The organism is Brevundimonas sp., from assembly GCF_036399195.1.
Classification (GTDB): Bacteria; Pseudomonadota; Alphaproteobacteria; order Caulobacterales; family Caulobacteraceae; genus Brevundimonas.
This window is the reverse complement of sequence record NZ_DASWNO010000165.1, coordinates 1-11,494: the sequence shown is the minus strand read 5'-3', so window position 1 is coordinate 11,494 and position 11,494 is coordinate 1. Positions and strand designations below refer to the sequence as shown.

The 11,494-nt window shown below is 68.5% G+C and carries 6 protein-coding genes; 4 read left to right on the top strand and 2 right to left on the bottom strand.

Annotation, left to right across the window (positions count from 1 at the left end):
* The first annotated feature begins 14 nt into the window (after positions 1-14).
* Positions 15-3,239 carry an efflux RND transporter permease subunit gene (locus tag VGB60_RS07775; protein ID WP_331037699.1) on the top strand — a complete coding sequence of 1,075 codons (3,225 nt, stop codon included), beginning with the start codon at positions 15-17 and terminating at the stop codon, positions 3,237-3,239.
* A gap of 217 nt (positions 3,240-3,456) precedes the next feature.
* Here the strand turns inward: VGB60_RS07775 and VGB60_RS07770 are convergent, their stop codons facing one another.
* Both VGB60_RS07770 and nhaA read right to left on the bottom strand, forming a co-directional pair.
* Complete coding sequence (locus VGB60_RS07770) at positions 3,457-6,084, bottom strand: TonB-dependent receptor (RefSeq protein ID WP_331037698.1); 2,628 nt, start codon at positions 6,082-6,084, stop codon at positions 3,457-3,459.
* A 228-nt stretch (positions 6,085-6,312) separates the two neighbouring features.
* Positions 6,313-7,527, bottom strand: coding sequence for a Na+/H+ antiporter NhaA (nhaA, locus tag VGB60_RS07765; RefSeq protein WP_331037697.1), 1,215 nt, complete (start codon positions 7,525-7,527; stop codon positions 6,313-6,315).
* A 206-nt stretch (positions 7,528-7,733) separates the two neighbouring features.
* Between nhaA and VGB60_RS07760 the strand changes: the two genes are divergently transcribed.
* From VGB60_RS07760 to VGB60_RS07750, 3 genes are all read left to right on the top strand, one after another.
* A complete protein-coding gene (locus tag VGB60_RS07760) occupies positions 7,734-9,212 on the top strand; it encodes a protein adenylyltransferase SelO family protein (protein WP_331037696.1) in 1,479 nt (492 codons plus the stop codon).
* Positions 9,213-9,384: 172 nt separating this feature from the next.
* Positions 9,385-9,807: a DoxX family protein gene (locus tag VGB60_RS07755; protein ID WP_331037695.1), complete on the top strand. Its 423-nt coding sequence runs from the start codon at positions 9,385-9,387 to the stop codon at positions 9,805-9,807.
* Between the two features lie 179 nt (positions 9,808-9,986).
* Positions 9,987-11,494, top strand: a 1,508-nt coding sequence (locus VGB60_RS07750) for a TonB-dependent receptor (protein WP_331037694.1), incomplete at its 3' end; no start/stop codon positions are given.

The following is an 11,494-nucleotide window of genomic DNA, read 5'->3' as shown; positions in this document are numbered from 1 at the left end:
GGAGCGCCCGCGCGATGAACTTCAACAACATCTCGTCCTGGTCGATCCGGAACCCCATCCCGATCGTCCTGATGTTCATCGTCCTGACGATCGCCGGGACGATGAGCTACTTCAACCTGCGGACCAACAACTTCCCCGACGTCGACCTTCCGGTCGTCGCGGTGACGGTGGTTCAGTCCGGCGCCGCGCCCACAGAGCTGGAGACCCAGGTCACTCGTCTGGTCGAGGACTCCGTCTCCGGCCTCGGCCGGGTCCGGCACATCACCTCTACGGTGAACGAGAGCGTTTCGACCACCGCGATCGAGTTCCAGCTCGGGGTCGATCTGGAAAAGGCCACCAACGACGTCCGCAACGCCGTCAGCGGCATCCGCCAGAACCTGCCGGCGGACGTGCAGGAGCCGATCGTTCAGCGGGTGGAGTTCACCTCCATCCCCATCGCCAGCTACGTCGTTCGCGCGCCGGCCATGACGCCCGAAGAGCTGAGCTGGTTCGTCGACAACACAGTGGCCAAACGGCTGCTGACAGTGCGCGGCGTCAGCCAGATCAACCGGGACGGCGGCGTCAGCCGCGAAATCCGCATCAAGCTGGATCCCGCCCGAATGGAGGCGCAGGGCGTCACCGCGGGGGCCGTTTCGAACCAGCTGCGCCAGTCCAACATCAACCTGCCCGGCGGGCGGGGCGAAATCGGCGGGGGCGAGCAGGCCATCCGCACCGTCGGCTCCGCCACCTCCGTTCAGGCGCTGCGCGAAACCCTGATCCCCGTCGCCGGACGCACGGTCCGGCTGGGCGATCTGGGGGAGATTTCTGACGAATGGTCCGAGCCCCGCGGCCGCGCCCGCTTCAACGGGCAGGAGGTCGTCGGCTTCGGCGTGGTCCGCTCGATCGGCTCGTCGGAAGTCGATGTCTACGAGCAAGCCAATGAGGCGATCGACGCTCTCGACGCCGAGCGCCCGGACGTCACCATCGAGGAAGTCGCGACGACGACATCGGATGTGATCAACAACTTCCACGCCTCGGTCGAGGCCCTGCTGCTGGGCGCGGGTCTGGCGGTGATCGTGGTGTTCGTCTTCCTGCGCGACTGGCGGGCGACCTTCATCTCGGCCGTGGCCATGCCGCTGTCGCTGATCCCGACCTTCTGGGTCATGGACCTGACCAACCAGTCGCTGAACGTGGTGACGCTGCTGGCGCTGTCGCTGACGGTCGGCATCCTCGTCGACGACGCCATCGTCGAGATCGAGAACATCGTCCGGCACATACGCGACGGCAAGGAACCCTATCCGGCGGCCATCGAAGCGGCGGACGAGATCGGCCTGGCGGTGGTCGCCACCACCGCCACGCTGGTGGCCGTGTTCGCGCCCACCGGTTTCATGCCGGGCGTGGTCGGCCAGTTCTTCAAGAGCTTCGCCATCGCGACCTGCGTCAGCGTCAGCTTCTCGCTGCTCGTGGCCCGGACCCTGACCCCGCTGATGGGCGCCTACATGCTCAAGCGCGACCAGGGCAAGGAGCACAAGGAGCCGTTCTGGATGGGCCCGTTCCTCGGGTGGCTGGCCTGGTGCCTGGGCCGCACGCCCATGAGCGAGCGCGCCCGCGAACGCGCCGCCGGGGTGCTGACGCTTCCCGTGCGGGGGCGGCGCCTGGAGCCGCGGGTCCGCGGCTGGGCGATGCGCCTCAGCTGGGACCACCGTTTCGCCGTGGTGCTGGCCGGCACCCTGTTCTTCATCTTCTCGATCATCCTCGCCAGCCGACTGCCGGGAGAATTCATCCCGGTGGAGGACATCTCCCGATCGACCATCTCGGTCCAGCTGCCGCCCGGCGCGACGCTCGAGCAGACGGACGCGGCCGTGCGACGGGTCACCGACATCCTGATGGAGCGCGACGAGGTCCGCTCGGTCTATTCCTCCGTCGGCTCCGCCACGACCAGCTTCGGGCCCGGCGGCGGGGGCGGGGCGGGCGAGGTCCGCAGCGCTCAGCTGACCGTCAACCTGACGCCCAAGATGAGCCGGGGCCTGTCGCAACAGGAGTTCGAGGCCGAGGTCGCGCCCTTGCTGCGCCAGACGCCCGGTGCGCGCATCCAGTTCGGCGTCGACGGCGGCGGCAGCGGCCGCACCACCGTGGCCCTCGTCAGTGACGATCCCGTCGCCCTGGCGGCGACCTCAGCCCGGGTGGAGCGGGAGATGCGCAGCCTGCCCGGCCTGTCCGGCGTCCAGTCCTCGACCGCGCTGGTCCGGCCGGAAATCCTGATCACGCCCAAGGCCGACGTCGCCGCCCTGCAGGGCGTGTCGGCCGCCGACATCAGCCAGGTCGCCCGCGTGGCCACTCTGGGCGACGCCGACCAACTGCTGCCGAAGTTCAACCTGGGCGACCGGCAGGTGCCGATCCGGGTGATGCTGAGGGAGGACGCCAGGGGCGACCTGTCGGTGATCGAGAGCCTGAAGGTCCCGACGGCTTCCGGCACGCCCGTGCCGCTGGCGGCCGTGGCCGACGTCAGCTTCGGGGCCGGTCCCAACCGGATCGACCGCTATGACCGGCTGCGGGTGTCCAACATCACGGCGGAGCTGAGCGGCATCACCCTGGGGGAAGCGACGACGGCGGTCGCCGCCCTGCCCACCATCCAGCAACTTCCCGAGGGCGTGACGCAGGCGGTCTCCGGCGACGCCGAAAGCTTCCAGGAGCTGGGCATGGGCTTCGCCTTCGCCATCGTGACGGGGATCCTGCTGATGTACGTCGTGCTCGTGCTGTTGTTCAGCAGCTTCTGGCACCCGCTGACCATCATGACGGCCCTGCCCGTGTCATTCGGCGGCGCCTTCCTGGCCCTGCTGCTGACCGGGAAGTCGCTGTCCATGCCGGCGCTGATCGGCATCATCATGCTGACCGGGATCGCCGCGAAGAACTCGATCCTGCTGGTCGATTATGTGATCATCGCCATGAAGCAGGGCATGTCCAAACGGGACGCCCTGATGGACGCGGCGCACAAGCGGGCCCGGCCGATCATCATGACCACCTTCGCCATGGGGTTGGGGATGCTGCCCATCGCCGCGGCCATCGGCGAGGGCACCGAGTTCCGCTCCCCCATGGCCATCGCCGTGATCGGGGGTCTGATCACCTCGACCGGGCTGTCGCTGCTGTTCGTCCCCGTGATGTTCTCGATCATCGACGGCGTTCGTCGCAGGCTGCTGGGCCTCGCCCGGCGCATCTTCAAGGGACGCGGATCCGCGGCGGAGCCGCAGCCGGCTGAATAGGCCGCAGGCGACGCCCGGTCGCCCGGGCCGGCTTCCCGCCCCTCCCCGATGGATCGTCGTTCGAAGTCGCTCGGCCCGGTCATGACGCGCCACGTCCTGTCCGGTCGCGCCAACCGGCCCTTGTCTCTGACCGGCCGCCGGACCCTCAGGCCTTAGGCCAAAGAAAAACCGGCCGGGGTCGCCCCCGGCCGGTCTTCAGATGGTTGGATCGCCGGGCCTAGTAGCGGACGCGGAGGGTCGCGCCGTAGGTGCGCGGGGCGCCCAGGAAGGCGTCGTAGGTCTGGGTGTCCGTCGCCGGGTTGTAGAAGGTCCCGTTCGGCTGGGCCGTGGTGCGGTTCGGGAAGGCGTCGCCCTGCAGGAAGCCGTTGTAGGCGACCTGGGTGTATTCCTCGTCCGTCAGGTTCTGGACCCAGAACTCGGCGGTCCAGCGTTCGTCCTCGGTGCCGATCGAGATGCGGCCGTTCACCGTGGTGAAGGCGTCCTGCATCTTGAAGGGCAGCAGGTCCGAGCCGGTGTTGTACTCGCCCATGTATTTCGCGGCCAGGCTGAAGCCGGCGCGCAGGTTGTTGCCCAGGCTGCGGTCGAAGTTGACCGAGGCCGTGGCCGACCATTCCGGAGCGAACGACGCGCGGGCGCCCGGCAGCAGCGACAGCTGCGGGAAGTTGCCCGGGTTGAACAGCTCCGCGGCGGTGAACTCGCCATACTTGGCGTCCGTGTAGGTGACGCCGCCCTGGAAGCTGAGGCCTTCGACCGGCGTGAACCAGACCATGTCGGCGTCGACGCCGCGCGAGGTCAGTTCCGGGATCGTCTCCACCACGAACGAGGTGCCGAGGAAGGTGTTCAGCTGGAAGTCCGTGAACGTCTGGTCGTAATAGGTGGCGTTCAGCAGCAGGGTGCGGTCCAGCAGCGTCATCTTCACGCCGGCTTCGTAGCTGTCGACCGTCTCCGAGGGGAAGAACAGCGAGGCGACGGGCGTGATGCCGTTCTGCACCCGGTCGAGGTTGTAGCCGAAGCTCTTGTAGCCGCGGGCGTAGGACACATAGGCGAGAACCGACGGGTTCAGGCGATAGGCGGCCTTGACCGTGCCGGACAGCTCGCCGTCGTCGACCTCTTCCGAAATGGCGCGGTTGTTGAACGCCGGGTTGGTCCACGGCAGGCAGAAGCGGCCGAGAATGTTCGGGGCGTTGGCGCCGAACACGCCGGCCACGGCGGCGGCGTTGGCCAGCGCGGCGTTGCAGGTCGCGCCGCTGTTGTTGGTGTTGGTCTGCAGGCCCTCGAGGGACTTGTCGTCCATCGTGTAGCGGAGGCCCAGCGTCAGGTCCAAGGCGTCGGTGACGTGCCAGGTGTTGTTGGTGAAGAAGGCGAACGACGTCGATTCTTGCGTGTAGTCGTCGTTGAACGTCTGACCGACGGTGAAGACCGGACCCGTCGCCGCCGCCGGGCTGGCCGCAGGCTGCGTTCCACCGGTGCCGAGGCAGGCGCCGAGGAAGGCCGCCGTCTGACCCGGGCGGGTGAAGCAGCCGATGATGCCAGGGCTGACCGGGATCGCCGGGTTCGCGGCGTTGAAGCTGGCCGTCAGCAGGAAGGACAGCAGCGGCGTGTAGTCCGCGCCCAGATAGAAGGTGTCGCCCCGCTCGATGTCTTCTTTGGTGGCGAAGAAGCCGACCAGCCAGTCGAAGCTGTCGTTGGAACCGGCGAGGCGGAATTCCTGGGTCAGGTTCTCGACCGAGGCGCCGAACTGGCCGTCCTCGACGCGATAGGCGATGTCGGCGCCCGTGAAGTCGGCGTCCTGACCGTTCGAGGTGTCCCACTTACGCGCTGAGGTGACCGACGTGAGGGTGGCCCCGCCGAGCGAGGGCAGGTCGATGTTGGCCTCGACCGAGATGCCGCGGTCCTCGATTTCCTGAGCCGTCGAACGGTTGGCGAAGGCGCGACGCGAGAACGGCAGCGCGCCGAAGCCCGGGGCCGGCGGCTGCTGGCCGGTGCCGACGGAGAGGGCGTCGATGAACGGATAGGTCGGGCCGGTGCGGATCTGCACGCCGGTGCAGCAGAACTCGTCGCGGCGCGAATAATCGGCGATTACGCGGACCGAGGTGTTGTCGTTCGGCAGCCAGAGCAGCTGCCCCCGCACCGTGCCGTAGTCGGAATTGTTGTCCGTGGTCTCGGCGCGCGGGCCGTCGCCGGTGTCCACGCTGTAGAAGCCGTCGCGCACGCGGCGGCCGGCGTAGAGCCGGAAGGCCAGTTGGTCCGTCAGGGGACCGGTGACCGAACCGGAGACGCCCATCTGGCCGTAGTTGCCGAAGGTCAGTTCGGCGTTGTAGCCGGGCGTGAACGACGGCGCCTCGGTGATGATGTTGATGACGCCCGCCGAGGTGTTCTTGCCGAACAGGGTGCCCTGCGGCCCCTTCAGCACTTCGATGCGCTGCAGTTCGCCGAGGTCGCCGAAGCCGACGGAGTTACGCGAGCGATAAACGCCGTCGATGACGATGCCGACCGAGCTCTCGAGGCCGGGGTTGTCGCCGACCGTGCCGACCCCGCGGATGCGGGCCGTGGTCGAGGCCTCGGACGAGGTCGACGTCACCGTCATGCCGGGCGTCAGGATCTGCAGGTCCTTGATGTCGCGAACGCCGGCGTCCTGCAGCGTCTCCTGGGACAGGGTCGTGACCACGATCGGCACGTCCTGCAGGTTCTGCTCGCGCTTCTGGGCGGTGACGATGATGTCGTCGATCGTGGTCGGGCTTTCCTGCTGCGGCGTCTGGGCCGCGGCGGCGCCGGCGAAGCCGAAGGCGCAGGCGCCGACGACGGCGGCCGACGCAGTTGTGCGAAGAAGGTTGGTAAGGCGCATGGTCGCTCCCCGACATGGGCCGGGCTCCGTACGGGACGGCGACCGCGGCGTTTCCTGATCCCTGATCCACGCTCTTCTGGCGGAGCGTGGAAAGTCCAGCCTCCGGCGTAGTCCAAGCCGGACTCAGCGACAAGGAGCCCGGCTCTCCGGGGCCATATTTCGGCCGCGCGACAAGCGGGACTGTGACGCAAAAGCGACAGAAACCGATGACGCTAGGTCAATATTCGCCTAGTCGGGCAGAGTATCCGGCACGTCTTCGGCCATATTCTTGCGCCGTCGCGCGGCCACGCCAAGAATCGCCGCCCCCGCCACCGCCGAAAGAACCGATCCGGCGAGGACGCCCAGCTTGACCTCGACCTGTTGCGGCGAATCGATCGCGCCCGGGAACGCCAGGGCGCCGATGAACAGGCTCATGATGAAGCCGACGCCGCACAGCAGGCAGACGCCGTAAAGCTCCAGCCAGGTCGCTCCCGTTGGTCGGCGGCCGACGCCGATGGCGGACGCCAGCACGGCCGCTCCGAACACGCCGATCTGTTTGCCGACGAACAGCCCCAGCGCGATGCCGAGCACCAGCGGCGCGAACAACTGGTCGAGCGTAATGCCTGCGAAGCTGACGCCGGCCTTGGCGAAGGCGAACAGCGGCAGCACCAGATAGGCGACATAGGGGTGCAGGTCGTGCATCGCCTCCTGCAACGGGCTCTGGCCGTCCGAGGTGCGCTCCTTGATCGGCACGATGGCGGCGAAAGCGACCGCCGTCAGCGAGGTCGACAGTCCGGACAGAACCGTCAGATACCAGATCAGACCGAAGCCAAGAACCCAGAAGGGCGCGGGGACCTTTCGCCATCGGGCCGCCATCGCGCCGGCGGCCAACAGCCCCGCCACCCACAGCAACGGGCCGAACGACACGCCTTCCGAGAACAGGACCGCGATCAGCGCGATGGCGCCGAGATCGTCGGCGATGGCGAGGGTCAGCAGGAACACCCTCAACGACGACGGCAGGTTGCGCGCCACCATCGCGAAGACCGCGAGGGCGAAGGCGATGTCGGTGGCGAGCGGGATCGGCCAACCCTCATGCGGGCCGGCCATCAGCGTCGAGAACCCCAGATAGACGAGCGCCGGAACCACCATGCCGCCGACAGCAGCCAGGACCGGCGTCGCCAGCTTGCGCGGGTCGCTCAGTTCGCCGCGCATGATCTCGTGTTTGATCTCGAGTCCCACGACGAGGAAGAAGACCGCCATCAGGCCCTCCTTGATCCATTCGGATATCGACAGCTCGAGCGCGAGCGGCCCGACCTGAAGCAGGTGCTCGCTCTTCAGCCAGCCGAAATAGCTCGCCGACCAGGGGGAGTTGGCCATGACGAGGGCGGCGATGGCGGCCAGCCCCAGCACGGTCCCCGAGCCCGCCTCGGTCTTGAGGAATTGCAGTGTGAGCTTGCGCGCCATGTTCGGCCTCCGATCAAAAGGTCGTTCTGGCGTCAGGTTATCGACGGACGCCGGACCAGATTCGCACGCGGCGCCGGCCTGACCCGCATCGTCCGACGACGGGCCTGATCTCTGTGTCTCAGCATACGGGCCGGAGCGCGCGGTTCAAGCGCGACCGCTGGAATTGCGACGCTTGCGGACGGCGACGGGGCGCCCATCTGCCCCGGATGCCCGTCTCTCCCGCGTACCGACCCGAGCCCCGCTTCTTCGATCTGGGCGAAGAGTACGGAGATGCGGTGCGGGCGGCCCCGTTTCCGCAGACCACCCTGCGCGTGCGCAACGACCGGGCCGCGGCCACCGTCGGACTGGATACGTTGACGGACCCGGAATGGGTCGCCCACTTCGGCCGCTTCGAGCCCCTGCCCGGGCAGCCGGGTCCGATCGCCATGCGCTATCACGGCCATCAGTTCCGCTCGTACAACCCCGACCTCGGAGACGGCCGCGGCTTTCTGGCGGCGCAGCTGCGGGAGGTCTCGACACGCGCTCAAGCAGCAAGCGACCGCGTCGGGAGCGAGCGCGCCCCACAAGCCGGCCGCTTGCTGGACCTCGGCACGAAAGGCTCCGGGCAAACGCCATGGTCGCGCGGAGGCGACGGGCGGCTGACGCTGAAGGGCGGCGTGCGGGAGGTGCTGGCGGCGGCCATGCTGGAGGCGCAGGGCGTGCCCACCAGCCGCGCCTTTTCGCTGATCGAGACCGGCGAGGCGCTGACGCGAGGCGACGAGCCCTCCCCCACCAGGTCCGCCGTGCTGGTCCGACTGTCGCACAGTCATATCCGTTTCGGCACCTTCCAGCGCGCCGCCTACCTGCGCCGCCCTGACATGATCGAAGCGCTCGTCGAGCATGCCCGGTCGCTCTACCACCCCGCCGTCGAGAGGGGAGACGCCGCCGGCTTCCTGCGCGCGGTGGTGCAAGCGTCGGCGCGGTTGACGGCCCGCTGGATCGCCGCCGGCTTCGTGCACGGGGTGCTGAACACCGACAATCTCAACGTCACCGGCGAGAGCTTCGACTACGGGCCGTGGCGGTTCCTGCCACACTACGAGCCGGGCTTCACCGCCGCCTATTTCGACCATACGGGCCTGTACGCCTTCGCCCGCCAGCCGGAGGCGGTGTTCTGGGCCCTGACCCAGCTGGGCGGCGCCTTGAAGCTGATCGGGGACGCCGAACCGCTGACCGAAGCGCTGAACGGCTTCGGCGACGCCTACATCGGCGAGTTGCGGACGGCCTTCCTGTCGCGGCTGGGCGTGCTGAGCCTCGGCGAGGCCGCCGATCAGCGGCTGATGGATGCGACCCTGGCCCTGCTCCGCGAGGGCGGCGAGGCCTTGCGCTGGGAGCCGCTGTTCCACGACTGGTTCGGCGGCTTCGCCTCGTCGGCGCGGGCGCTGGGGGGGCCGCGCGGGCAGCATTATCAGGGCGAGACCTTCGACGCCTTCCGCTTCGCCCTGTTTGAGCACGAACCCGATCGGCCCGAGCGGCTGGAGGCGCCGCTCTTCGCCCGGGCCGAGCCCGAAGAGATGCTGATCGACGAGGTCGAGGCGATCTGGGCCGCGATTGACGCCCACGACGACTGGGGCCCGCTGCAGGCGAAGCTCGGGCGCCTGGACGACCTGCGCGAGGCCTTGGCCCAGGGGCAGGCCGACACGGGCTGACGCGGTCGAGGATTACGAAGAATTATGGTTACGGCCACGCTTCCGCCGCCGATCGCGCGCAGAAGGCGGTCACGGATGGTTACAGTCACGCTTCGCCCCTTGCGGACAGGACCGCACGATCCGACATCGTGACTGTTGCAAATAACAAGAGCGCCTCCCCGGCGTCGGACAAATGACTTCTCGGACCTTCTCTCCCGCGCGTTCGCGGCTGAACGCCAGCTATCGCAACCTGACCCTCTGGACGCTCCAGGGGTGGCTGGCGATGTTCTTCATCGCCGCCGGCTACGCCAAGCTGAGCGAGCCGATGGCCAATCTGATCGACCTGATGCGCTGGCCCGCGCTGGTTTCGGAAAGCATGGTGCGCGGCCTCGGTGTCGCCGAGATCGTGCTCGCCGTCCTGGTGCTGGCCCCGCTGGCGTCGTGGAAACACGGCCGGCCGCTGCTGGTGATGGCCGCCTCCGGTTTGCTGGCGCTGGAGGCCGTGATGCTCGGGCTGCACGCCTTCGGTCAGGACGTCGGCCCGGCGGTGACCAACCTCGTGCTGATAGCGATGACGGCGCCCGTCCTGTGGATGCGGGCGCGCGAGGTTCGCTGACGTTCCGACCGCCCAAGCGGCCGGCGGCCGGCCTAAGCGGGTGCAATAGCCCGGCCCGCCGGGCCGACGGCCGACCCGCGGCCCAGCGTCGCAAGCCGTTTGAGAATGCGAATGCGATTGACTCGCAAGCAGCGCCGTGATGGAGGAAGCCCTCCCGTCTCGCTTCGTCCGGAAACGCCGTGCCCCCTCGCCTTCTCGTGACAGCCTCCCTGCTGGCGATCGCCGCCGCGACCCCAGCGATCGCGCAGGACCCTGATCCCACGGCCCTCGAGGAAGTGGTCGTCACCGCCTCCCGCATCGAACAGCCGCGCTCGGCCCTCGCGGCCACGGTCGAGATCATCGAGGGCGAGGCCATCGTGCAGCAGACGGCCCTCGCCGCCTCGGCCGTCGAGACGGTCGCGGCCTTGGTGCCCTCGTTCTCGCCGACGCGGCAGAAGCTCTCCGGCTTCGGGGAGACGCTGCGCGGACGCTCGCCGCTGTACCTCGTGGACGGCGTGCCCCAGTCGACGCCGCTGCGGGATGACAGCCGCGACGGCTACACCATCGATCCCTTCTTCATCGACCGTATCGAGGTGATCTTCGGCTCCAACGCCATCCAGGGCGTCGGCGCCACCGGCGGGGTGGTCAACTACGTCACCGCCCGCAAGCCGTCCGAGGGCGAGGGGCTGACGGGTCGGATGATGGCCCAGGTCACCACCGACGACGAACTGCAGGGCGACGGGGTCGGGGCCAAGATCGCCGCCATCGGCGGGCGGGATTTCGGGTCGTTCGACCTGAGCCTCGGGGCGGCCTTTGAGACCCGCGGCGCCTATTACGACGCCGACGGACGCCGCATCGGCTTCGACGGGGCCCAGGGCGAGGTCCAGGACTCGCAGGCCCTGTCGCTGTTCGCCCGCGGCGGATGGGACCTGGGGAACGACCGGCGCCTCGAAGGCTGGATCAACCGCTTCGACCTCGAAGGCGACGGCGACTATGTCACCGTGGCGGGCAGTCGCACGATGCGCGTGCCCACGACGGCCGTGCGGGGTCAGGCCCCGGGCCGTCAGCCGTCCAACGAGGTCGCCTCCGCGGCGCTGACCTACACCGACCGCGACCTGTTCGGCGGCGTGTTCCAGGCCCAGGTCTTCGCCCACGACTATCAGGGCGTCTTCGGCGGCGGCAGCTTCCCGGACTTTCAGGACCCCGGCATCGCCCCCGTCGGGACGCTGTTCGACCAGTCGGCGAACAACTCCGAAAAACTGGGCTTCAAGATCGACTGGCAGGGCGGGATTCCCGGCCTGCCGGGGCTGAAGGCCTTGGTCGGCGTCGACGGGCTGCGTGACCGGACCTATCAGGAACTCATCCTGACCGGGCGCAACTGGGTGCCGGAAACCGCCTATGAGAGCCTGTCGCCCTTCCTGCAGGTGAACCAGTCGCTGCTGGCCGACCGGCTGAGCCTGTCCGCCGGGGTGCGTCATGAATCGGCGAAGCTTAAGGTTGACGACTTCCAGACCCTGTTCGCCTACGGCCCGCAGACGGTGGCGGGCGGCGAGCCGGGCTTTGAGGAGACCCTGTTCAACGTCGGCGCCGCCTTCGAGATGGGCCCCGGCCTGCTGGCCTACGCCTCCTTCGCCCAGGGCTTCACCATGCCGGACGTCGGCCGGGTTCTGCGCGGCATCAATATTCCCAATCAGGACGTCGACACCTT

Coding starts and splice junctions, on each gene's coding strand:
- VGB60_RS07775 (WP_331037699.1), top strand. CDS start 15: ATGAACTTCAACAACATCTCGTCCTGGTCGATCCGGAACCCCATCCCG.
- VGB60_RS07770 (WP_331037698.1), bottom strand. CDS start 6,084: ATGCGCCTTACCAACCTTCTTCGCACAACTGCGTCGGCCGCCGTCGTC.
- nhaA (WP_331037697.1), bottom strand. CDS start 7,527: ATGGCGCGCAAGCTCACACTGCAATTCCTCAAGACCGAGGCGGGCTCG.
- VGB60_RS07760 (WP_331037696.1), top strand. CDS start 7,734: ATGCCCGTCTCTCCCGCGTACCGACCCGAGCCCCGCTTCTTCGATCTG.
- VGB60_RS07755 (WP_331037695.1), top strand. CDS start 9,385: ATGACTTCTCGGACCTTCTCTCCCGCGCGTTCGCGGCTGAACGCCAGC.